Source organism: Cupriavidus cauae (genome assembly GCF_026210475.1).
GTDB lineage: Bacteria > Pseudomonadota > Gammaproteobacteria > Burkholderiales > Burkholderiaceae > Cupriavidus > Cupriavidus cauae.
Window position 1 is genome coordinate 111,611 of sequence record NZ_CP080294.1, and the last position, 22,617, is coordinate 134,227.

Below are 22,617 nucleotides of genomic sequence, written 5' to 3' on the forward strand. Positions count from 1 at the left end.
TCTCCTGGTGATACGGTTTCCATCGCCGGCGGGACTACGGAATCAGCACCACGGCGCCGCTGGTCTGCCGGGCTTCGAGCTGCCGGTGGGCCTCGCGCGCGTCGGCAAAGGCAAAGCGCTGGCCGACTTCGAGCCGCACATGACCGGCACCGACCGCCTCGGACAGCGCGGCCATGCCTTGGCGCAGCGAGGCGGCATCGGCAATGAAGGTGCGCAGCGTGGGACGGCAGACCATCAGCGACTTCGCGTGCAGCAGCTGCAGGTCGAACGCCTCGACGTCGCCGGACGCGGTGCCATAGTTGATCGCCATGCCCAGCGGACGCAGGCACGACAGCGACGGCACGAACACATCCTTGCCGACGGCATCGTAGACCACCGCGACACCGCGGCCGTCCGTCAGTTCAAGCGTGCGGGCGACGAAGTCCTCGCGCCGATAGTCGATGACGTGATGGCAGCCATGGGCCAGCGCGATCTCTCGCTTGGCCTCCGAGCCGACCGTGCCGATCACCGTCGCGCCCAAGGCACGCGCCCATTGGCACAGGATCACGCCCATGCCGCCGGCCGCCGCATGCACCAGCACCGCATCGCCGGGTTGGACCGGGGAAATCCGGCGCAGCAGATATTCCGCGGTCAGGCCGCGCAGCAGCGTGGCGCCTGCCACGTCTTCGGGGATCTGCGCGGGCAATGGCACCACGCGTGCCGCGGGGACGTTGCGCACGACCTGATAGGCCCCCGGCTGGAAGCAGCCGACCGATTGCCCGACCTCCAATCCGCTGACGCCGGGCCCCACCGCTTCGATGCGGCCCGCCCCCTGCGAGCCGAGCACGATCGGGAACGAGGTCGGCTGATGCGGCCCATGGCTGCCGCGCCGTTGATAGATGTCCGCGAAATTGACGCCGATCGCGCTCTGCCGGATCTGGACTTCGCCTTCGCCCGGCGGCGGCACGGCGACTTCGATGAACTCCAGTTCGTCCGGCCCGCCGTTTTTCTGTATTTGTATTGCCGCCGATTGCATACGATTCCTCGAAGAGGGACGCACGCTGGTCGCCCCGAAGTCACTTATTGGTGCCGCACCTTGGCGTGCGAGCGATCAGAGGCGGCCGTGGGGAACCGCACAGCGGAAAGTCTAGGACACCGAGCGACGCTCCGCATCCATACAACCCCCTATTCGTATACATACGATTGTTGTGCGTATACTCGCCGGACCCAATCATCCTTCCCCTGCCATGGCCCAATCCGAATCCCAACTTCCATTGCACGGCATCAACGTCCTCGACCTGACCGTCGCCCGCGCCGGCCCGGCCGCGGTACGGCTGCTCTCCGACTGGGGCGCCAATGTCATCCGGCTCGAGCCGCCGCCGCCAAAGGACCACGGCTCAGTGACGGGCCAACGCCGCGGCTCGGATGAGCAGAACCTGCACCGCAACAAGCGCAGCATGTGCGTGGACCTGAAGACGCCGGAGGGCGCGCAGATCCTGGCGCGGCTGCTGGAGAACACCGACGTGGTGGTCGAGAACTTCCGCTCGGTGGTCAAGGCCAGGCTCGGGCTGACATACGAGGCGCTGAGCGCCCGCAATCCGCGCGTGATCCTCGCCAGCATCTCGGGCTTCGGGCAGGATGGCCCCTACAGCGAACGGCCCGGCGTCGACCAGATCGTGCAGGGGATGTGCGGGCTGAGCTCGGTCACCGGCGAGCCGGGGCGCGGCCCGGTCCGCGTCGGCATCGCGATCTCGGACACCACGGCGGGCATGTTCCTGGGCCAGGGGATTCTGCTGGCGCTGTTCCACCGCGAACGGACCGGTCGCGGCCAATGGGTCCATACCTCGCTGATCGAGTCGATGCTCAACAAGCTCGATTTCCAGGCGGCGCGCTACACGGTCGACGGCGAAGTGCCGACGCAGCAAGGCAACGCCCATCCGACGCTGGTGCCGATGGGCACCTATCGCGCCAGCGATGGCCTGGTCAATATCGCGGCCAGCACGCAACGGATGTGGGCCAACTTCTGCCAGGCGCTGGAGGCGCACGATCTGGTCGACCACGCCGACTATCGCGACGCGCGTTCGCGTGCCCGCAATCGGGCCGCGCTCGACGAAGCGATCCAGGCCCACACCTCGCGCTTTACCTGCTCGGAATTGATGGCGCGGCTCAATCCGGCCGGCGTGCCTTGCGGCCCCGTGCTCGATATCGGGCAGGCCTTCGAGGACCCGCAGGTCCGCCACCTCGGCATGACCCGTACCGCGCGCCATCCTGTTTTAGGCGAACTCGACCTGCTGCGCTCGCCGATCAACCTGTCCGCCGCGCCCCACCCCGAGCGCTTTGCGCGCGCGGCGCCGGACCCCGGTGAGCAGACCGACGAGCTGCTCGGCGAGCTGGGCTTTGCGCCGGAGCTGATCGCGCAGTGGCGCGACAAGGGCGCCATCGCCTGACGATCGACGAGGAGCCGCAGAGCCCCATCGACCCATACAACATGACAAGGAGACACCGATGCACAGCCATTCCACAGCGACCTCCGCGGCCTCCAGGGCCTTTAGGGCTTCCAGGGCCTCTGCCACTGTCGCGGCCCTGGCGGCCGTGGGTCTGATCGCCGCCATCGCGCCCGGCGCCGCGATGGCCGAAGGCTATCCGAACAAGCCGATCCGGCTGGTGATCGGCTACACGCCGGCCGGCGCGGCCGATTTCGTTGCGCGCGTGGTCGGCGAGGCCATGTCCAAGGAGCTGGGACAGCCGGTGGTGGTCGAGAACAAGCCCGGTGCCGGTAGCACGCTCGCATCGGCATGGCTCGCGCAGGCGCCGGCGGACGGCTATACGCTGGGGCTGGCCACGGCGACGATCTATGGCATGGACCAGCACCTGTACAAGGTCAAGTACAAAGCCGACAGCTTCACGCCGATCACGCGGCTGACCATCTCGCCGCTGATCCTGGCCGTCAACAAGGACCTCGGCATCGCCGACGTGAAAACGCTGGCGGCGAAGGCCAAGGCGAATCCCGGCAAGTTCAACTACTCGTCTTCGGGCATCGGCGGCTCGCCGCATGTCGCCGGGCTGTCGTTTGCGAACGCGGTCGGTGTCGACATGACCCACGTGCCGTACAAGGGCGGCGCGCCGGCCTTGCAGGCGGTGGCGGCGGGCGAAGTGGAGTTTTCCTTCGGCACGGCATCGTCGGTGCTGCCGCTCGGCACGCAGGGCGTGGTCAAGATGATCGGCGTCACGACGCCGCAGCGCTCCGCCGTGGCGCCGGGGCTGCCGACCATTGCCGAGCTCGGCTTGCCGGGCTTCGACTACACGTTCTGGTTCGGGCTGTTCGGACCGGCGGGGCTGCCGAAGGAGGTCACGGACAAGCTCTACGCCGTCGCCACCAAGGTGCTGGCCGATCCGGCGATTCGCACGCGTCTGGTCGACAACGGCAGCGAACCGGCACCGTCGCGCTCCCCAGCCGAGTTCAAGCAATGGGCGCAGCAGGATGGCAAGAACGCGCTGCAACGCACGGTGCAGGCGGGCGTGAAGATCGATTGAAACGCGCGGCGCCGGCTGGCGCGGTTGTTGGTGCGCAGGCTGGCGTGTCTTCTGTCGCGCTTGCTGCCGCGCTCGCTGCCGTGCTTTCTCGCGCTTGCCTGGGCGCCCCGGCTCAGCGCGCCCCCTTGGCGCCGACGGCCTCGTCCGGCATCGACGCGATCATGTCCGCATAGACGTTGCCGCCGGTCGAGATGTGCTCGACCATCGCCCGCGCCGCCGCCTCTTCATCGCCGCGCAGGATCGCCTCCATCACCGCGCCATGTTCCTCGAGCGAGGCGCGAATGCGCGCGGGCTTCTCGAAGCGGTAGTCGCGCATGCCACGCATGCGGGCCCGCATCGTGCGAATCTGCGCGCTCAGGATCTCGTTGCGGCAGGCCTCGTAGATGACCGCGTGGAAACGATCGTTGGCCTCGCGATAACGGTCGGCGCTGGCCTGCGCCGCCGCCTGCTGGCAAGCCGCATAGGCTTCCCGCAGCGCCTCCCGTTCGGCCTCGGTGATACGCCGCGCCGCCAGCTGGGCCGCCAATGCCTCGAGCTGCACCAGGATCTCGCTCATGGCAACGTATTCGCGCAGCGTGATGGCGGACACAATGGCGCCGCGGCGCGGCACCAGATCGACCAGCCCGGCCGACGCCAGCCGGATCAACGCCTCCCGCACCGGCGTACGCGATACCGAGAAACGCGACAGCAATTGCTGCTCGTCGAGTTGGGCGCCGCTGGCCAGCTTGCCGGACAGAATCTCCTGTTCGATGGTGGCGCGGATCGTTTCCGCCAGACTCGTTCGCTCTTCGGGCATGCGGCAGGGACATCGGTTTGAGTGGGGGCAATTCTACTACGGGGGCCACTCGAAACGCCGTTTTTGCATGCACTGCGCGGCGTTATGTGTACGGAGACGTGGCCGGACGTTGAACTGCCTGCCAAGCCGGCCACCGGGCCGAGCGTTTTTACCGTCGCATGCAATTTTTTCGCCGGCCTTGTCGCCGCCCTGGTCGCCGGCCATACGCCGACCGATATGCGGCGGTGTCATTGCGATGGCGCACGACATCCCAACGCCAGCCTTGTGCAGGCCCTGCACAAGCCCCAGCAAGCCCTGCGCGAGCCACGGGGCGAAGGCGGTGATCGGCGAGGCCGGCGTTGGGCGCGGATATTGCTGATTGGTCGAACCCATCCACCTTCAAGGGAGAACACGCCATGCCTATCCGTACCGCAGCACTCAGTGTCTTCAGTACCGCCGCCTGTTCCCTGCTGCTGTCCACCGCGGTGATGGCGCAAGGCACCAGCACCGCGCCGAAGAACACGGCGCCCGGCAATATGCCCGCCACGACCGCAACGGATCAGACCACCACGCGAGGCACCGCGGGCGACACCAGCAAGCTGGTGCGCGCCGACCGCAGCTTCCTGGAAAACGCCGCGCAGGGCGGCCTGGCCGAGGTCGAGGGCAGCAAGCTGGCCGAACAGAAGGCTTCCAATGCCGACGTCAAATCGTTTGCGGCCCGCATGATCAAGGACCACACCGCGGTCAACGAGGAGCTGACCAAGCTGGCCTCGAGCAAGGGCTATACCCCGCCGACCGAGCCTTCGGTCGTGCAGCGCACCGAGCTGAAGGGGCTCAGCGCTCTCGATGGCGAGCGCTTCGACAAGATGTACGCCAGCCGGATCGGCGTCGCCGCGCATGAAAAGACCGTGAAGCTGTTCCAGGAAGCCGCGAAGAACGCGAAGGACCCGGACATCAAGGCCTTCGCCGCCAAGCACGTGCCCGATCTGGAGCAGCATCTGCAGATGGCGCGCGACCTGAACAAGAAGGTCGGCAACGACAAGTAAGGTCCCGTCGTTAGAGGCCCCGTCGTCAGGCCCTCTTGCGGGGCCAGTCGTAAGGCCCTGCTATCAGTCCCAGTCTTGCCGCTGGCAGGCCGCCGCATCTGACCGCGGCGGCCTGCTGGTCCGGTCGATCACCGCTCCGCTTCGCCCCAGGCCTATCCGCCGCGCCGCCCGCGCCCTCACTCCGATGCCGCACCGCCATGGCAGCAATGGCCCCCCTGCACCGGCGCTGCCTCCGTGCCGCAGCAGTTGCCCGGCAACACCGGCGCCTGCACGCCGCTGTGATTACAGCAACCGCCCTTCCACCAGCGCGCGCCCTCGCCTTCGCAGTACTTCGCATCGGCATCGACCATCCGCATGAACATCGGGTGGTAGTTGCGACAGACCTCCAGCTCGGTCTTGACCCAGTGCAGCGGGTCCTTTGCATAGTGCGACCAGTAGTCACCCTGCATATTGATGCCCGGCACCGCCGGATTCCAGCTCTCGTCGAGCCACAGGTCGGGATCGCCGTATTTTGCGCACAGCTTGCGGATGGTGGGGTCGTCGAGCGCCAGCAGGCGGCCGTTCTCGATGATGTTCTCGTTGTCGCCGGACCGCTCGGTGGTGTACGTGGGGAAATACAGGTGCAGGTGCCAGTGGCCGACCAGATGCCCCATCCTGGCGGCCTCGCGCTCGGCCATCGAGGAGATGATGGTGCCGAAGCCCATATGGATGACGCCGGAGCGCACGCGCTCGTACAGGCAATTGACGAAGCCCGATGGGAAGTCCTTGCGCGGCCGATGGATATGCGGATTGGTGCCGATCGACGCCTCCCACCAGTACATCAGGCCCTTGCCTGGGAAGGTCGGATACTGGATGTCCCGGGTCTGCTCCATCACGTTGCGCAGCTTGTCGCCAAAGTCGCCGCCGGCGTTGATGCGCGTGATCTTCGAATTCTCGACCACGAGCTGGGTCCAGTCGCACGGCGCGATATGGTTGGTGGTGCCGGCGATCACGCCGCAGCCGTCCTCCTTGAACGGATGAAACATCCACGGCCGCCCGGTGATATGCCCCGGCAGATAGGTCTTGCCGAAATGCTCGTTGCCGCGCCAGGTCGCCGCGGTCAGGTCGGGGTGATAGAACTCGCGCCGCGCGTCCCAGTAGTCGTCGTGATTGGTGAAGCTGATGTCGGTGCCCTCGGGGTCCGTAATGCGCGCCCGCCGCGCGGTACGGATGCGGTCCCAGGTCCAGCGGTCGATCGCGTTGATGACCTCGATCGGCATCGCATGCGCGGGCGAGGCCAGGATCTCCGGCGTGATGAAGGGCATGCGCTGGATCTTGATGAAGCGTTCCGCGAGCACCGGGCCGCCGTAGCCCATCAGGATCTTGTCGTACTGCTGCTTCTTTTCTTCCTCCTCCCACATGTCCATCCATTGCGCCAGCTCGCGCGTGCGGAACAGGTAGTAGTCGACCTCGTCGGCCCCGACCCAGGTCGGAATCGGGCCGCGATCGATCTTCTGGATCTCGTACCTGACCTTGTACTTCTCCAGGATGCGCTGGCATGCCTGGATCGTCAGTTCGCTGTGCCAGTTGTCGACGCGCAGCAGCACGCGCTCGCCCTCCTTCAGGTCCCAGCAGGCGTTGAGCCCGTGGTTGTACGGACGGCGCGCGACGTGTTCGAGATACGGCAGCAGCTGGTCGGCATCGGTGATCTCGACGAACGGCGGGCATCGCGGGCGGCGGCTGTCCTTCAGCGGCGGACGGTCGTAGTGCGGCAGGCCGCTGCGATCGTCGGCGGCAGGCGAGCGATGGACGGCGTTGGCGTTGGCGTTGGCGTTGGCGTTGGCGTCGGGCTTGCGGTCGGAATGGGCGTTCATCTCTCTCCCGGTTCTTGCGATGGAATGGCAGCCGGTCGGGGCGGCGGGGACGCCGAGCCCTCGGCGATCAATCGACGCTGGCGCCGGAGCGCTTGACCAGCGCCCCCCAGCGGTCATATTCGGCACGAACGAATTGCGCGAAGGCGGCGCTCGATTGCGGCACCGGCTCGGCGCCTCGATCCAGCAGCTGCTGCCGCAGCGAGGGGTCGGCCAGCGCCTTCTGGATCGCGGCGTGGATCTTCGCGACGACTTCGGCCGGCGTGCCCTTCGGCACGAAGATGCCGTCCCACGCGCTGACCTCGAAGCCGGCCAGGCCCTGCTCCGCCACGGTGGGCGCATCGGGAAAGCTCGGCACGCGCTGCGCGGTCGTCACGGCGAGGCCCTGCACCTTGCCGCCGCGCACCGCCGGCATGACGTTGGGCATCACCTCGATCATCAGGTCGACCTGGCCGCCCATCAGGTCCGTCAGCGCCAGCGCGCCCCCGCGGTACGGCACATGGACCATCGAGACGCCGGCCGATGCCTTCAGCAGTTCGGAAGCCAGATGCGAGGTGGTGCCGTTGCCGGCCGACGCAACCGTGTATTTGCCGGGATTGGCCTTCAGCACCTGCAGCAGTTCGGGGAAGGTCTTCGCCGGAAAGCCGGGCCGCGTGACCACCATCGTGGCGATGCGCGTCAACTGCGCGACGGGCACGAAGTCCTGCATCGCATCGAAGCCGGTGCGCTTGTACAGCGCGTGATTGATGGCGAAGGTGCCATTGGTGCCGTACAGCAGCGTGTAGCCGTCCGGCGCCGCCTTTGCCGCGGCCTGGGAGCCGATATTGCCGCCGGCGCCTGCCACGTTCTCGATCACCAGCGACTGGCCCAGCTCCTTGCCGACGCGGGTCATCACGAGGCGGGCCAGCGTGTCGCCGCCACCGCCGGCGGGGAACGGCACGATCAGGCGGATCGCCTTGGACGGATACGGCTCGGACGCGGCAAGGGCTGCAGCGGGGCCAGCCAGCAGTCCGGTTGCCACCGCCGCGAGCGCGAAGGCCGTCGCACGGCGGCGCGGGGAAACGACGGGCGAGCGCGGGGCTTGCCGCCGCCGCAGGAATCGGGATGGCACGGCGCTTGTCTCCTGTCCGGCATTTTGTCGCTGTTTGCATGCAAACATGCTCGCCAATGCCTTGTATCGTCTATCTATGATGACTTTTGCATGCAGTATTGGCGATGCACCCGGCTGCGTCAAGCTGGCCTCATGCCATAATGAAGCCCCACATGTCTGCCAAAATCCACTTTTGACCGATGGCCTCCCAGATCGAACGCGTGACGATGGAATTGCGGCGCCGCATCCTGGCCGGCGACCTGCAGGCCGGCGAACGGATCCGCGAGGTGCAGTTCTCCGGGGAATTGGGCGTGTCCCGAACCCCGCTGCGGCTGGCACTGGGCGAGCTGGAAAAGGAGGGCCTGCTGGAGCGGCTGCCGACGCGCGGGTTCCGCGTGCGCCAGGTCACGCTGGACGAAGTGGCCATGGCGATCGACGTGCGCGGCACGCTCGAAGGCATGGCGGCACGGCTGCTGGCCGAGCAAGGCGTCACCAGAGAGATATTGGCGGTGCTGCAGGCCTGCGTCGACGAGGGGCGGCTACTGGTCGAGCAGGCGCTGCTCGGGAAGGATGCGCCGGTCGATACCGCACGCTGGGCGGCGATGAATGCGCGCTTTCATCGGGCACTGGTCGAGGGCGCGGGCAATCCGGCGCTGGCATCGGCGCTCGACCATATCGCCAGGACGCCGATGGCGGGCCCTGGCGCGCTGGGCGCGGCGGGAGTGCAGCCATCGCTGGAACTGGCCTTCGTGCAGCGCGCGCAGTTCGATCACGAGGATGTGGTGCGGGCCATCGTCGCGCATGAAGGGGCGCGGGCCGAGGCGCTGATGCGCGAGCACGCGCGCCGCAGCCGGGACAACAAGCGCGCGCTGGTGCAGGCGCTGCATCCGGCGACGTAGCGGGCCAAACGCCCGGCCCAGTCCAGCCCAGCCTCGCCTCGCCTCGCCTCGCCTCGCCTCGCAGCGCAGCGCAGCGCAGCGCAGCGGCCTACAGCATATGGGCCAGAAACTCCCGCGTGCGCGGATGCTGCGGCGCGCGGAAGAATTCCTCGGACGGCGCGCTCTCGACGATGCGGCCCTGGTCCATGAAGACGACCCGGTGCGCGACTTCGCGCGCGAAACCCATTTCGTGCGTGACGACCAGCATGGTCATGTGGTCGTCCGCCAGTTGCCGCATCGTGCGCAGCACCTCCCCGGTCAGCTCCGGATCGAGCGCCGAGGTCGGTTCGTCGAACAGCATGATGTCCGGCTCCATCGCCAGCGCGCGGGCGATCGCCACGCGCTGCTTCTGCCCGCCCGACAGGCGCGACGGATAGTTGTCGCGCTTCTCCAGCAGGCCGACCTTGCGCAGCAGCGCATCGGCGATCGGCACGATGGCATCGCGCGCCATGCCCTTGACCGTCATCGGCGCCTCGATGATGTTCTGCAGCACCGTCATGTGCGGGAACAGATTGAAGGACTGGAACACCATGCCCATCTTGCGGCAGATGCGGCGCACCTCGGCGTCCGGCACGTAGCGGCTGCGCTGGTCCGCGCCGGGCTCCGCCAGCGTCTCGCCCTCGATCTCGATGCTGCCGCCGTCGATCGTCTCGAGATGGTTCAGGCAGCGCAGCAGCGTGCTTTTGCCCGAGCCGGACGGCCCGATGACCGCCACCACCTCGCCCTTGCGCAGCGTCAGCGAGACGCCGTGCAGCACGCGGTTCGTGCCGAACGACTTGACGATATCGCGGGCGCGGATCATCACCGGGCGCTCCTGCCCTTCGCCGCCGCGGGCCTGCGGCTCATTGATCGTGTGCGGCATAGCGTTTTTCCAGGCTTTGGAACATCCAGGTCAGCAGCAGCGTCATCAGCAGATAGAACGCCGCGGCGACCAGGAAAGGCGTGGTGGTGAAGTCGCGCTGCACGATGCCGCGCGCGGTGCGCAGGATGTCGTTCAGCGCCAGCACGTAGATCAGCGAGGTGTCCTTGACCAGCGTGATGGTCTCGTTGCTGACCGGCGGCAGCACGCGCCGCACCATCTGCGGCAGCACCACGCGGCGCATCGTCTGCAGGTAGGTCATGCCGAGCGCCTTGCTGGCTTCGTACTGGCCGCGGTCGACGGACTGGATGCCGGCGCGGAAGATCTCGGCGAAATACGCCGCGTAGTTCAACGCGAAGGCGACCACCGCCGCGGGGAAGTCCGGCAGGCGCACGCCCACCACCGGCAGCAACGGCAGCGCGAAATAGACGAACAGCAGCTGCAGCATCAGCGGCGTGCCGCGCATCAGCCAGATATAGCCGTTGACGGCCACGCTCAGCGGCCGCCATGCCGACAGCCGCGCCAACGCGAGCGCCAGGCCCAGCGGCACCGACAGCGCCAGCGTGATGAAGAACAGCGAGAGCGTGATCCGCGCGCCCTGCGCCATCGGTCCCAGCAGGGAGAGAACGTAGTCCATGGATCGAAACCCGGCGCGCGGGATCCAGAAAAAAGCGGCGCCCCGTGAAGGGGCGCGGCGGGCTTACTTGATCAGATTCGCGCCGAACCACTGCTGCGCGATGCGGGAGGCCGTGCCGTCCTGCTTCATCTCGGCCAGCGTCTTGTCCAGCTGCGCCAGCAGTTCGGTGTCGTCCTTGCGCAGGCCGACGCCGTAGTCCTCGGTGCCGAAGTTCTCGTCGAGCACGCGGTACTCGCCGGCGCGCTTGCTGACCAGATAGCGGCCCACGACCTCATCGACCACGATGGCGTCGAGGCGGCCGGCGGCCAGGTCCATCAGCGCCGTCACGTTGTCGCCGAAGGTCTTCAGTTCCTTGATGCTGGCGGCCACCTGCGCCTCCTTGCGGATCGCGTCGACCGCGCTGCTGCCGTCCTGCGCACCGACGATGCGGCCGGCCAGGTCGGCCTTGGCCTTGATCGGCGAGGCGCTGCCCACCACGATGATCTGGTGGTTGCTCATGTAGGGCGCGGTGAAGCTGATGTTCTTCTTGCGCTCGTCGGTGATGGTCAGGCCGTTCCACAGCACGTCGACGCGCTTGCCGTTCAGTTCGGCCTCCTTGGCGCTCCAGTCGATGGGCTTGAACTCGACCGTCATGCCGAGGCGGCGCGCGGCTTCCTTGGCCATGTCGATATCGAAGCCGACCAGTTCATTGTTGGCATCGCGAAAGCCCATCGGCGGGAAGTTGTCGTCCAGGCCGACCACGACGGTCTTGGCGGCCGCGGCCGGCGCACCGGCGGCGGGGGCTTGTTCGGACTTGCCGCAGGCGGCGAACAGGGCCACGGCGGAGACGATCAGGAGGGCTTTCAGAGTTTTCATGGTGGGAGAGGCGCAGAGGGAGATCAGGGCGTCAGAGCAGAGGGCGGGCGGTGCCCGGCAGCCGTCCGCATCCCGCGTTGGCGCGGTGACATGGCGGCAAACCCGCCATTATACGAAAGGCTGAGGCAGGCGTGCAGACGAAGCGTCGACTATTCTTTAGCAATACGCCAACCCGAAAGGTGACGACATGGCCGCACGCTCCATTGCCTCCCTCTCGCTGAGCTTCGGCTTGGTTTCCATCCCGGTCCGGGTCTTTTCCGCGACCGAAAGCAAGTCCGGCATCGGTTTCAACCTGCTGCACAAGGGCTGCGGCTCGCGGCTGCGGCAGCAGTACATCTGCCAGCGCGAGGGCGTGGTGGTCGAGCGCGCCGACATGGTCAAGGGCTACGAGTTCGAGAAGGACCGGTACGTGGTGTTCACGCCCGAAGAGCTCGACGCGCTGGAGACCGGCGCGCGCCACACCATCGACATCGTCGCCTTCATGCCGATGGGCGCCATCGACCCGATCTATTTCGACAAGGCCTACTATCTGGCGCCCGACAAGCGCGGCGCCAAGCCATACAGCCTGCTGACCGAAGCGATGCGCAAGACCGGCACCTGCGCGTTGGCCACCTGGGTGTGGAAGGGCAAGCAGTACATGGTGCAGGTGCGTGCCAACGACGAGGGCCTGGTGCTGCAGCAATTGCTCTATGCGGACGAGGTCCGCTCGATGGCCGACCTGAACGTCGAGCGCACCGATATCCGCCCCGCCGAACTGACGCTGGCCGAGCAGCTGATCGAGCAGAGCACCGTGGAGGCCTACGACCCGGCCGCCTATCAGGACGAGGAAAAGCAGCGCGTGCTGGCCGAGATCGACAAGAAGATCGAGGGCAAGAAGATCACGGTATCGGCGACGGCGGAGCGGCCCAGCGAGGGCGGCGAGGTGATCGACCTGATGGCGGCGCTCAAGGCGAGCCTGAGCAAGTCGCAGGCCACCGCGAAGAAGCCTGCGCGCGAGGCGGCGCCGCGCAAGGGCGCCAAGCGCGCCACGGAGGCCGCGACCCCCATCCGACGTACTGCCAGGAAATGAGCGCGGTCGGCAAGGACAGCTTCACGCTGAAGGACATCGAAGGCACGTTCGGCGTCTCGCGCGGGACGGTGGCGAGCCTGACGCGGGCGGGTTTGCTCGAACCGATCAAGGGCAGCCGCGGCGAGCGCCAGTTCTCGTTCCAGGACGTGGTGCTGATCCGCACCGCCGATTCGCTGAAGAAGGCCAATGTGCCGCCGCGGCGCGTCACGCGGGCCTTGCAGCGATTGAAGGCGTGGTCGCAGGACCGGCCGCTGTCGGGTGTGCGGATCGCGGCGGTCGGCAATGGCGTGGTCGTCTCCGAAGCGCATCGCCAGTGGGAGGTCGAGACCGGCCAGCTGGTGATGGAATTGCAGCCGAGCCGGTCGCAGCCGGGCGCGGTGCTGTCGATCCAGTCGGCGAGGAAGGCCGACAACCCGGCCAAAAACAGCGCTGATGACGGCGCTGACAACCGCGCTGACAACCGCACCGACCCCACCGAGCACCGCGCGGAGGAGCATACCGGCCACGGCCCCGACGCCGGTACATGGTTCCAGCTCGGCTGCCAGCTCGAAGCACAGGACATGCGCAAGGCCGAACAGGCCTACCGCCGCGCGATCGCGATCGCCCCCGACTACGCCGATCCCTATTTGAACCTCGGCTGCCTGCTGACCGAGGCGGGGCGCGTGCAGGAGGCCGAATCGCTATATCGGGACGCGCTCACCGCGATCGGCGACGAACCGCTGCTCCACTTCAATCTCGGCGTCACGCTCGAAGATCTGGAGCGATACGAGGACGCGCTGCGCAGCTATCACCGCTGCATCGACATCGCGCCGGACATGGCGGATGCGCATTTCAATGCGGCCCGGCTGCATGAGCAGCTGGGCGACGCGCATCGCGCGATTCGGCATTTCAACCAGTATCGGAAGTACTGTCGCTGAGGGCTGCCGATGATGGGCTGCCGATGAGGGGCTGCCGATGAGGCTCGGCCGCTGAGCGTCTGCCGGGGCTGTGGCACGGGCTCTGTCGAGGGCGCATGGTGCGCCGCAGGGTTGAGACTTCTCAACGGCTATGGGATACTCGGCCTGCTTTCAGCCGTTTTTCGCCGGTTTTCCGGGCCGATGGAGCAAACGCTCCACCGAAAACACCGGCTCACTCCTTCCTCTTCTTCGCGACCGAATGCAACTCGTCCTGCGCCGCTCCGCCCTTTTCCAGCATGCCCTGCATGCTGTGGCGGCACGCGCGTACGGCGACGCTTGCGGCTTTGCCGCGCGCCAGGCCATGGTCGCCCGCACATCCCATATTCCCGCCGTGCTTCTCTCAGCCGTGCGGGGAGTCCGGGACTAGCACCAACAGTCCCACACCGGTCTCCCTGGCACGGCACATTGCCCGGGGATCGCCATCGACGATCGGCGATCCACTGTTCAACGTGCAATTGGGAGAGCGCATGTCCGCCAAGACCAGAAAATCCGCCGTCGTCTATCGCCGCGCCCTGCTCGCCATGGCCGGCATTGCCGCGCTTTATCTCGCGGTTGAATTCATCGTGATGAATCCGCTGTAGGCGGTTTGAACGCGGTTTCCCTCCGCGCCTCCCTCTCCCGCGTGGGGAGAGGGAGCGCGGCATCGCGCTTGCATTCGTGCGTGCCACCGCCCAAGGCACGACAGCCCCCACCCTTCACCGACTACCGAGGTCCCGATGTCCATGGAACTCACCCAGAATTTCGTCAAGGCGAAACGCCCCTGCGCGGACGGCTACAAATGGTTCCTGCGCAACCGGCATGACGGCAGCGACTACCAGCGGCTGCTCGATGCGCTGGTCGATGCCGGCCGCGTCGGCGATGCGTGCTGGCTGCTGGACCAGTTCGGCCCCACCGATGCCGTGCTGACGCTCGATGCACTGAACGCCGGCGCGCTGGTGTTCGCCGGCACGCTGGTCGTGCGCGGCGCCATCGATGTCGATTCGGTGGTCCGGGCCGGCCGCACGATCCGCGTCGGCGGCGGCATCCGCGCGGGCACGGCGATCATCGCCGGTGAAGATATCGACTGCGCCGGCAATCTCTACAGCGGCGGCGCCATCGAGGCGGGCGGCGACATCAAGGCCGCATGGGGCATTGACGTCGCGACCTTCCTCGATGCCAAGGGCAGCGTGCGCGCGGGCTGGGACATCAGCGCGGGCGAGCACATCCACGTCGGCCGCAATCTGCGCGCGGGCGACAGCATCGCCGCGCAGCACGCGATCCGCTGCGGCGGGACGCTGAAGGCCGACGGCGATCTGCAGGGCCACGGCATCAGCGCCGGCCAGGGCATCGAGGCCGGCGGCGCGATCCGCAGCAGCCACCATATCGAAGCCGGCTGGGGCATCAAGGCAACGGGATCGATCGTGGCGGAGAGCGCGATCAAGGCCGGCGAAGGCGTGCAGACCGACGAGGACATCGTCACCGGGCCGGGATATGGCATTCATGCGGGACTGAACGTGCGGATCGATATCTGGGACGTCAGCGCGCGCATCGTTGCCCGCCGCAAACCCGAGAACCTGGTCAGCGGCGCCTGGCAGAGCGGTTGACGACGGCCATGTCCTTCCTGCTCGCCCATGCGGCCGCCGGCCCCGCTTCATGGCCGGACTCGCCGCGACAGCGGCATACAAGCCGCCCCACCCTCGCCCGCCTGCTGCGCGCCATCGAACTGCGCATCGATGTCGATCACGCCCCCGACGCGCTCGAGGCCGAATTGCAGACGCTGTACGACCGGCTCTACCAGCCCGGCGACTGCCTCCACGGCATCGCGGCCACGCCCTCGGCCCTGCCGGGGCTGGTGGTGCGCTACCGAGAGGCGGATGGGGAGTATTACTTCTATGTCGAAGACACCGTGCGGCGCCGGCTTGCCGGCTATACCGTCTTCAACCGGCTGGTCGAACTGGACCGCCGCGCCGACCGCCATCTGCGCGCCCCGCATTCGAAGTTCGCCCCGCCCTACCAGCGCCGCGGCCTGGCCTCGGCGATCTATCGCCGGTATCTCGATGCGGGACACTGCCTGATCACCGGCGCACGCCAGTCGCCCGGCGCGCATGCGCTATGGCATGCCCTGGCGGCGGACTACGAACGCGGTTATGTGGAACTACGCGACAAGGCGCTGCGCGACCGGGGAGCGGAGGTATCCGAGCCGGTGCTAGACGACCTGCATACCCGCATGGTGCTGCTGGGACGGGGATGGACGATGGCGGCGCTGAGGGCCGCGACGGGGATGGTGGTGTAGATGGAACAAGGGCCCGCGCCTTGCCGTGCGCGGGCCCTTCGTTTTGCTGCGCTACGCGATCAGCCCTTCGCGCTCAACACGCCGGCGATCGCCTTCGCGACCACCGCCACATTGCCGTGGTTCAGGCCGGCCACGCACATGCGGCCCGAGCGGACCAGATAGACGCCGTGCTCGGTGCGCAGCGTATCGACCTGCTCGGCGGACAGGCCGGTATAGGTGAACATGCCCCGCTGCGCCAGATAGCGCGACAGGTCCGCATCGCCGACCAGGCGCTGCAGATTGTCGTGGATCGCCGTGCGCATCGCCGCGATGCGCTCGCGCATGGCGGCCAGTTCGGCCTCCCACGACTGGCGCAGCGCCGGCGTGGTCAGCACCTTGCCGACGATGCGGGCGCCGTGCGTCGGCGGGTTGCTGTAGTTGGCGCGCACCGCGCCGGTCAGCTGGCCCAGCACGCGGCCGGCTTCCTCGGCGTTCGCGCAGACCACCGACAGCCCGCCGCAGCGCTCGCCGTACAGCGAGAAGTTCTTCGAGAACGAATTGGCGACCAGGCACGGCACGCCTTCGCGCACGAGCTCGTGGATCACGAAGGCATCGTCCTGCAGGCCGGTGCCGAAGCCCTGATAGGCCATGTCGACGAAGGGCAGCAGCCCGCGCGACTTGACCACGGCGATGACTTCGCGCCATTGCGCCTCGTTCAGGTCCACACCGGTCGGGTTGTGGCAGCAGGCGTGCAGCAGCACCACATGGCCCTTCGGCACCTGGCGCAGCGCGTCGATCATCGCGTCGAAGCGCAGGCCGCCGGTGGCGTCGTCATAGTACGGATAGCTGTTGACCTGGAAGCCGGCGCGCTCGAACACCACGCGATGGTTGTCCCAGCTCGGATCGCTGATCCACAGCTGCGCCTCGGGGAAATAGCGCTTCAGGAAATCGGCGCCGACGCGCAGCGCGCCCGAGCCGCCCAGCGTCTGGATGGTGGCGACGCGGCCCTCGGCCAGCGCGGGGCTGTTCTCGCCGAACACCAGCTGCTGCACGGCCTGGCGATACCCGGCGATACCGGCCATCGGCAGATACGGGCGCGGACCCTGGTCGGCGACCAGCGCGGCTTCTGCTTCGCGCACCGCGGCCATCAGTGGCAGGCGGCCTTCGTCGTCGAAGCAGACGCCGATCGTCAGATTGACCTTGTCCTGACGCGGGTCTTGCGCGAAGTTCTCGTTCAGGGACAGGATGGGGTCGCCGGGGTAGGCGTCGATATGAGCAAACATGAAAACCTCAAGCCAGATTGAGATCGATGCAAGATCGGAGATGACGCGCGGCGTCGCGGGCGGCGCCGGGCGCCGCCTCGCATTGCCGTCACTGCCTCAGCGCACCGGTGCGCCCTGCGGCAGCGCCTGCGCCGCGTCCTTGTTCCGCAGCCGGTAGCACACGGCCAGCACGCCCAGCCACACCGGGATCAGATAGACCGAGAGGCGCAGGTCCGGCGTCAGGTACATGATCACCAGGATGCCGGCCATGAAGACCAGGCATAGGTAATTGGTCAGCGGGTAGCCGAAGCTCTGGAAGCGCGTGGTCAGGCCGGCGCTGCGCTTGTGGGCGCGGAACTTCAGATGGATCACGCTGATCATCGCCCAGTTGATGATCAGGGCCGACACCACCAGGCCCATCAGCAGCTGGAAGGCCTTGCCCGGGATCAGGTAGTTGATCAGCACGCAGACCGCGGTGGCGGCCGCCGATGCGCCCAGGGCCACCACCGGAATGCCGCGCCGGTTGACCTTCAGCAGCGCCTTGGGGGCGTTGCCCTGGCGTGCCAGGCCGAACAGCATGCGGCTGTTGCAGTAAACCCCGCTATTGTAGACCGACAGCGCCGCGGTCAGCACCACCACGTTCAGCACGTTGGCGACCCAGTTGCTGTTCAGCGCGTGGAAGATCAGCACGAAGGGGCTGCCGCCGCTGGCGACGTTCTCCCACGGGTACAGCGACAGCAGCACGCCGAGCGCGCCGACATAGAAGATCAGGATGCGATAGATGACCTGGTTGGTCGCCTTGGGGATGGTCTTCTCGGGCGAATCGGCCTCGGCCGCGGTGATGCCCACGAGCTCCAGGCCGCCGAACGAGAACATGATCACCGCCATCGCCATCACCAGGCCGGACACGCCGTTCGGGAAGAAGCCGCCGTGCTGCCACAGGTTGGCGACCGAGGCCTGCGGGCCGGCCTCGCCGGACACCAGCAGATAGCCGCCGAAGCCGATCATGCCGATGATCGCCGCGACCTTGACGATCGAGAACCAGAACTCGGTCTCGCCGAAGGACTTGACGCTGGCCAGGTTGACCGCGTTGATGATCAGGAAGAAGGCCAATGCCGACACCCAGGTCGGAATCTCCGGCCACCAGTACTGGACGTAGATGCCGACCGCCGACAGCTCGGCCATGCTGACCAGGATATAGAGCACCCAGTAGTTCCAGCCCGACATGAAGCCGGCGAAATGGCCGTAGTACTTGTCGGCGAAATAGCTGAAGGAGCCCGCCACCGGCTCGTCGACCACCATCTCGCCGAGCTGGCGCATGATGAAAAAGGCGACGATGCCGGCGACGGCATAGCCCAGCAATACCGAGGGGCCCGCCATCTTGATGGTCTGAGCAATGCCCAGGAACAGGCCCGTGCCAATGGCACCGCCCAGCGCGATCAGCTGGATGTGCCGGTTCTTCAGGCCGCGCTTGAGCGAGCGGTCCGATTGATCTGCATGCATGAAGTGTTTCCTCTACCCATTCTTTTGGAATGTTAGCCGGGCGCCTCTATGGGGGCGGACGCTTAAGGCTGTGCGCTGCCGCGGCGCGGGTAGCGCCGGGCAGTCGGTGGATATGACCCTGTGAACAATCCCGACGCGAGCGGCCGGGGTCGCCGACGAGCTGACGGATCAGACGTTCAGCACGCCCCGCTCGATCTGGTCACGCTCGAGCGATTCGAACAGCGCCTTGAAGTTGCCTTCGCCGAAGCCTTCATCGCCTTCGCGCTGGATGAACTCGAAGAACACGGGACCCAGCAACGGCTTCGAGAAGATCTGCAGCAGCAGGCGGCGCTGGCCGCCTTCGGTGGTGCCGTCGAGCAGGATGCCGCGGGCCTGCAGCTGGTCGACCGGCTGGCCATGGCCGGGCAGGCGCTTGGCCAGGTTGTCGTAGTAGTACTGGTTCGGTGCGGTCGCCAGCGGCACGCCCGACAGCTGCAGGTTGTCGATGACCTCGATCAGGTTGTCGCACAGGAAGGCGATGTGCTGGATGCCTTCGCCGTTGAACTGCATCAGGAATTCCTCGATCTGGCCGCCGCCCTTCTGCGATTCCTCGTTCAGCGGAATGCGGATCTTGCCGTCCGGCGCGGTCATCGCCTTCGAGGTCAGGCCGGTGTATTCGCCCTTGATGTCGAAGTAGCGGATCTCGCGGAAGTTGAACAGCTTCTCGTAGAAGTCCGCCCAGTACGCCATGCGGCCACGGTAGACGTTGTGCGTCAGGTGGTCGATCAGCTTCAGGCCATGGCCCACCGGGCGGCGGTCCACGCCTTCGATGAATTCGAAGTCGATGTCGTAGATGCTCTTGCCGTCCTCGAAACGGTCGATCAGATACAGCGGCGCGCCGCCGATCCCCTTGATCGCCGGCAGGCGCAGTTCCATCGGGCCGGTCGGGATCTCCACCGGCTGCGCGCCGAGCTCGAGCGCGCGGGCATAGGCCTTGTGCGAGTCCTTGACGCGGAACGCCATGCCGCAGGCGCTGGGGCCGTGCTCGGCGGCGAAGTACGCGGCCAGGCTGTTCGGCTCGCGATTGACGATGAAATTGACGTCGCCCTGGCGATACAGCACCACGTCCTTGGAGCGGTGGCGGGCGACCAGCGTGAAGCCCATCTGTTCGAACAGGGGCTCCAGCACATTCGGCGTTGGCGAGGCGAATTCGACGAATTCAAAGCCCATCAGCTGCATCGGGTTGTCAAAGAGATCGCTCATATCGTCTTCTGGCAAGTGGGTTGTGGGTCCGGGATGCCGGGGCATCCCCCGGGAAATATTATTTCTGCTGCTCATGCGTCGAACGGCGCCGGCGGGTGTCGGGTCCCAGCAGGGCCCCGACATATCGCCTGAGGGTCGAACGCATGCAGCGATGCGATGCAGTTTATATTTCGCGGCGCCAAATTGGATTTCGTTAAAACCACAGGGAAACCCTAGGATGTGAGATAACATTTCGTCCATCCGCTCCCTGGAGAAATAAAGATGCATTCGATCGAACTGGACCGTACCGACCGCCGCCTGCTGGACGTCCTGCAGGAGCACGGCCGCGCCTCCAACCTGGAACTGGCCGAGGCCATCAACCTGTCGCCGGCCCAGACATTGCGGCGTCACCGCCGCCTGGAGGAAAGCGGCATCATCAAGCGCTACGAGGCCCGGCTCGACGGCGCCATGCTCGGCTTCGGCGTGGTGGCCTTCATCCATGTGACGATGGAGCGCGGGCATATCCGCGACCTGTCGAAGTTCAAGGGCCTGGTGACCGAGCTGGCCCAGATCCAGGAGTGCTTCTCCGTGACGGGCGATATCGATTATGTATTGAAGGTGGTCGCGCGGGACCTGAAGTCGCTGTCGGACTTCCTGCTCGATACGCTGATGCGGATTCCGGGCGTCAGCGGCGTGCGCTCCAGCGTCTGCCTCGACGAAATCAAGTGCACCAGTGCGATGCCGCTGGATTTGTAGACGTCTTTTTTAGACAACTCGGGGACGCCGCCGAGGCCTCCCACGCCAGGACCGGCGCGGTGCCGCAATTTTCTGCCGCGACACAGGGTTAGCCCGAGCCGCAATCGCAACATCCTGTTGGGCGCGTCGCCATACACTGGGCGCCGGCCGCATCGGCCGACATACATCGGGACGCCGGCCGCATCCGCCGACGTCAACGGCGCGATGCAATGCATTCCCAGGAGACCTGACATGGCATTCGACTTCCACGACAAGACCGTCCTCATCACCGGCGCGGCCGGCAACCTCGGCCGTGCCGTCGCCGACGCCTTCGCGCATGCCGGTGCCCGCCTGGTGCTGGTAGATCGCCCCGGCGTCAGCCCCGCCCTTCCGGCCGGCGCGCATCTCGCGCTGGAAGCGGACCTGCTCGACGCCGGCGCGGTGAAGCGCGCGATCGAACAGGCGATCGGGAGCTGCCAGCGCATCGACGTGGTGTGCAATCTGGCGGGCGGCTTCGGCATGGGTCCCGTCGTCGGCGAAGGCGCCGATGCCCAGTGGGAGCGGATGTTCGACCTGAACCTGCGTACGGTGCTGAACGTGTCGCGCGCGGTGGTGCCGCATATGGTCGCCGCCGGCGGCGGCAGGATCGTCAATGTCGGCGCCAACTCGGCCGCGCGCGGCCTGGCGCAAATGGGGGCCTACTGCGCCTCGAAGGACGCGCTGGCGCGGCTGACCGAGGCGCTCTCTGCCGAGGTGCGCGACCAGGGCGTGCACGTCAACGCCGTGCTGCCCGGCGTGCTCGACACCCCGGAAAACCGCGCGGCGATGCCGGACGCCGATGCCTCGCGCTGGGTCGATCCCGCGGCGCTGGCCGACGCGATCCTGTTCCTGGCCTCGGATGCGGCCCGCGCCATTCACGGCGCGCTGCTGCCGGTAGTGAACCGGGCCTGAAGGCGGCATCGGCGGCATGGGCGGCCTCGCGCCGCCCGCCGCGCTCGCCTGGGCCGACTTCGGCTCGTCGGCCCCTCGGCCCCTCGGCCCTCGGTTGACCTCGGCCGACCTCGAATGAACTCGGCTCCCCTCAGCCCACCCGCGTGCCGGTGAGCGCGACCACCTTCGCCCAGCGGGCGATCTCGCTCTGCAGGAAGCGCGTGAATTCGGCGGCATCGCTGCCGACCGGCACCAGCCCCTCGCCCTGCAGACGCTTGCGCATTGCGGGCGAGGCCACCGCGGTGCGCACGGCCTTGCCCAGCTGCCCCACGGTATCGGCGGGCATGCCGGCAGGCCCGAGCAGGCCGTACCACGAGCTGTAGTGGAAGTTCGGCACCACCTCGGCGATCGGCGCCAACTCCGGCATCGACGGCAGGCGCTGCGCGGTACTGACGCCCAGCCCCTTGATCTTGCCGGCCTGCAGCAGCGGCTGCACCGTCGCCACATTGCCGAGCAGCAGATCGGCCTGGCTGGCGACCACGTCGGCCACCGCCGGCGCGGCGCCCTTGTACGGCACGCTGATCATCTCGATCCCAGCCTCGCGCTTGAACATCTCGCCGGCAAGATGGTTGGCGCTGCCGACGCCGGCCACCGCCAGGCTCAGCTTGCCGGGCCGCGACTTGGCCAGCGCGATCAGCTCGCGCACATTGCCGACGCCCAGGTCGGGCCGGGACACCAGCACCAGCGGCGAGCTGGCGATCAACGAGATCGGCGTGAAGTCCTTCAGCGGATCGAACGGCTTCTTGTCGAACAGCGCGGGGTTGATCGCGTGGCTGGTATAGCTGAGCAGCAGCGTGCCGCCGTCGGGATCGGCCTTGGCCACCGCCATCGCGGCGATATTGCCGGCGGCGCCGCCGCGATTCTCGACGATGAACGATTGCTTGAGCCGCTGCTCCAGTTCGGCGGCCAGCGCGCGGGCCACCAGATCGGTGCCGCCGCCCGGTGTCGCGCCGACCATCATCCTGGTAACGGCGGCCGCCTGTGCCGCGCGGGGCCATATCGCGGCCGCAGCGAGCAGCCCGAGGAAATCGCGTCGTTGCATGGTTGTCTCCCCCTGGGGGTTTTTA

22 protein-coding genes are annotated in these 22,617 nt (G+C 67.2%); 10 read left to right on the forward strand and 12 right to left on the reverse strand.

Going from position 1 to position 22,617, the window contains the following annotated elements:
* Nucleotides 1-34 precede the first annotated feature (34 nt).
* Nucleotides 35-1,015: a quinone oxidoreductase family protein gene (locus KZ686_RS16095; RefSeq protein ID WP_150083517.1), complete on the reverse strand. Its 981-nt coding sequence runs from the start codon at nt 1,013-1,015 to the stop codon at nt 35-37.
* Nucleotides 1,016-1,226: 211 nt separating this feature from the next.
* Between KZ686_RS16095 and KZ686_RS16100 the strand changes: the two genes are divergently transcribed.
* Both KZ686_RS16100 and KZ686_RS16105 read left to right on the forward strand, forming a co-directional pair.
* Nucleotides 1,227-2,426: a CaiB/BaiF CoA transferase family protein gene (locus KZ686_RS16100; protein WP_265634180.1), complete on the forward strand. Its 1,200-nt coding sequence runs from the start codon at nt 1,227-1,229 to the stop codon at nt 2,424-2,426.
* A gap of 58 nt (nt 2,427-2,484) precedes the next feature.
* Nucleotides 2,485-3,513, forward strand: a complete 1,029-nt coding sequence (locus KZ686_RS16105; protein WP_370639467.1) for a Bug family tripartite tricarboxylate transporter substrate binding protein — start codon at nt 2,485-2,487, stop codon at nt 3,511-3,513.
* A 112-nt stretch (nt 3,514-3,625) separates the two neighbouring features.
* Here KZ686_RS16105 and KZ686_RS16110 read toward each other — a convergent pair whose 3' ends face one another.
* Complete coding sequence (locus tag KZ686_RS16110; protein ID WP_265634183.1) at nt 3,626-4,309, reverse strand: GntR family transcriptional regulator; 684 nt, start codon at nt 4,307-4,309, stop codon at nt 3,626-3,628.
* A gap of 36 nt (nt 4,310-4,345) precedes the next feature.
* Nucleotides 4,346-4,681, reverse strand: a complete 336-nt coding sequence (locus tag KZ686_RS16115) for a hypothetical protein (RefSeq protein ID WP_150083514.1) — start codon at nt 4,679-4,681, stop codon at nt 4,346-4,348.
* A 23-nt stretch (nt 4,682-4,704) separates the two neighbouring features.
* On the opposite strand from KZ686_RS16115, the gene KZ686_RS16120 reads away from it, so the two are divergent.
* On the forward strand, nt 4,705-5,334 hold the full coding sequence (locus KZ686_RS16120) for a DUF4142 domain-containing protein (RefSeq protein WP_223819644.1): 630 nt from the start codon (nt 4,705-4,707) through the stop codon (nt 5,332-5,334).
* 176 nt (nt 5,335-5,510) lie between these two features.
* Here the strand turns inward: KZ686_RS16120 and KZ686_RS16125 are convergent, their stop codons facing one another.
* Together KZ686_RS16125 and KZ686_RS16130 are read right to left on the reverse strand one after the other, a co-directional pair.
* Nucleotides 5,511-7,187: a hypothetical protein gene (locus tag KZ686_RS16125; protein ID WP_265634187.1), complete on the reverse strand. Its 1,677-nt coding sequence runs from the start codon at nt 7,185-7,187 to the stop codon at nt 5,511-5,513.
* Between the two features lie 67 nt (nt 7,188-7,254).
* A complete protein-coding gene (locus KZ686_RS16130) occupies nt 7,255-8,295 on the reverse strand; it encodes a Bug family tripartite tricarboxylate transporter substrate binding protein (protein WP_322784954.1) in 1,041 nt (346 codons plus the stop codon).
* A gap of 179 nt (nt 8,296-8,474) precedes the next feature.
* Between KZ686_RS16130 and KZ686_RS16135 the strand changes: the two genes are divergently transcribed.
* Nucleotides 8,475-9,173: a GntR family transcriptional regulator gene (locus tag KZ686_RS16135; protein WP_265634189.1), complete on the forward strand. Its 699-nt coding sequence runs from the start codon at nt 8,475-8,477 to the stop codon at nt 9,171-9,173.
* An 88-nt stretch (nt 9,174-9,261) separates the two neighbouring features.
* On the opposite strand, the gene KZ686_RS16140 is transcribed toward KZ686_RS16135, so the two are convergent.
* The 3 genes from KZ686_RS16140 to KZ686_RS16150 form a co-directional block, all read right to left on the reverse strand.
* On the reverse strand, nt 9,262-10,014 hold the full coding sequence (locus KZ686_RS16140; RefSeq protein WP_265635449.1) for an amino acid ABC transporter ATP-binding protein: 753 nt from the start codon (nt 10,012-10,014) through the stop codon (nt 9,262-9,264).
* Between the two features lie 40 nt (nt 10,015-10,054).
* Nucleotides 10,055-10,708 carry an amino acid ABC transporter permease gene (locus KZ686_RS16145; protein ID WP_006576339.1) on the reverse strand — a complete coding sequence of 218 codons (654 nt, stop codon included), beginning with the start codon at nt 10,706-10,708 and terminating at the stop codon, nt 10,055-10,057.
* 63 nt (nt 10,709-10,771) lie between these two features.
* Nucleotides 10,772-11,563, reverse strand: a complete 792-nt coding sequence (locus KZ686_RS16150; protein ID WP_226105447.1) for an amino acid ABC transporter substrate-binding protein — start codon at nt 11,561-11,563, stop codon at nt 10,772-10,774.
* A gap of 187 nt (nt 11,564-11,750) precedes the next feature.
* Here KZ686_RS16150 and ku point away from each other — a divergent pair, with 187 nt between their 5' ends.
* The 4 genes from ku to KZ686_RS16170 all read left to right on the forward strand — a co-directional run bounded on the left by ku (nt 11,751) and on the right by KZ686_RS16170 (nt 15,860).
* A complete protein-coding gene (gene ku / locus KZ686_RS16155) occupies nt 11,751-12,632 on the forward strand; it encodes a non-homologous end joining protein Ku (protein WP_265634192.1) in 882 nt (293 codons plus the stop codon).
* Nucleotides 12,629-13,549, forward strand: coding sequence for a tetratricopeptide repeat protein (locus tag KZ686_RS16160; protein WP_265634194.1), 921 nt, complete (start codon nt 12,629-12,631; stop codon nt 13,547-13,549). The genes ku and KZ686_RS16160 overlap by 4 nt, the downstream gene beginning before the upstream one ends.
* A gap of 761 nt (nt 13,550-14,310) precedes the next feature.
* On the forward strand, nt 14,311-15,171 hold the full coding sequence (locus KZ686_RS16165; protein WP_149318239.1) for a DUF342 domain-containing protein: 861 nt from the start codon (nt 14,311-14,313) through the stop codon (nt 15,169-15,171).
* 8 nt (nt 15,172-15,179) lie between these two features.
* Nucleotides 15,180-15,860, forward strand: a complete 681-nt coding sequence (locus KZ686_RS16170; RefSeq protein ID WP_265634198.1) for an N-acetyltransferase — start codon at nt 15,180-15,182, stop codon at nt 15,858-15,860.
* A 59-nt stretch (nt 15,861-15,919) separates the two neighbouring features.
* Here KZ686_RS16170 and KZ686_RS16175 read toward each other — a convergent pair whose 3' ends face one another.
* From KZ686_RS16175 to hppD, 3 genes are all read right to left on the reverse strand, one after another.
* Nucleotides 15,920-17,122 (reverse strand): amino acid aminotransferase, encoded by a 1,203-nt coding sequence (locus tag KZ686_RS16175; protein WP_265634200.1) that lies wholly within the window; start codon nt 17,120-17,122, stop codon nt 15,920-15,922.
* A 96-nt stretch (nt 17,123-17,218) separates the two neighbouring features.
* Nucleotides 17,219-18,604, reverse strand: coding sequence for an amino acid permease (locus KZ686_RS16180; protein WP_149318237.1), 1,386 nt, complete (start codon nt 18,602-18,604; stop codon nt 17,219-17,221).
* Nucleotides 18,605-18,772: 168 nt separating this feature from the next.
* Nucleotides 18,773-19,846: a 4-hydroxyphenylpyruvate dioxygenase gene (gene hppD / locus KZ686_RS16185; protein ID WP_149318236.1), complete on the reverse strand. Its 1,074-nt coding sequence runs from the start codon at nt 19,844-19,846 to the stop codon at nt 18,773-18,775.
* 261 nt (nt 19,847-20,107) lie between these two features.
* On the opposite strand from hppD, the gene KZ686_RS16190 reads away from it, so the two are divergent.
* A complete protein-coding gene (locus KZ686_RS16190; protein WP_149318235.1) occupies nt 20,108-20,581 on the forward strand; it encodes an Lrp/AsnC family transcriptional regulator in 474 nt (157 codons plus the stop codon).
* A gap of 231 nt (nt 20,582-20,812) precedes the next feature.
* Nucleotides 20,813-21,511 carry an SDR family NAD(P)-dependent oxidoreductase gene (locus KZ686_RS16195; protein WP_265634203.1) on the forward strand — a complete coding sequence of 233 codons (699 nt, stop codon included), beginning with the start codon at nt 20,813-20,815 and terminating at the stop codon, nt 21,509-21,511.
* A gap of 130 nt (nt 21,512-21,641) precedes the next feature.
* Here the strand turns inward: KZ686_RS16195 and KZ686_RS16200 are convergent, their stop codons facing one another.
* Nucleotides 21,642-22,592, reverse strand: a complete 951-nt coding sequence (locus KZ686_RS16200) for a tripartite tricarboxylate transporter substrate binding protein (protein ID WP_265634206.1) — start codon at nt 22,590-22,592, stop codon at nt 21,642-21,644.
* Nucleotides 22,593-22,617 lie beyond the last annotated feature (25 nt).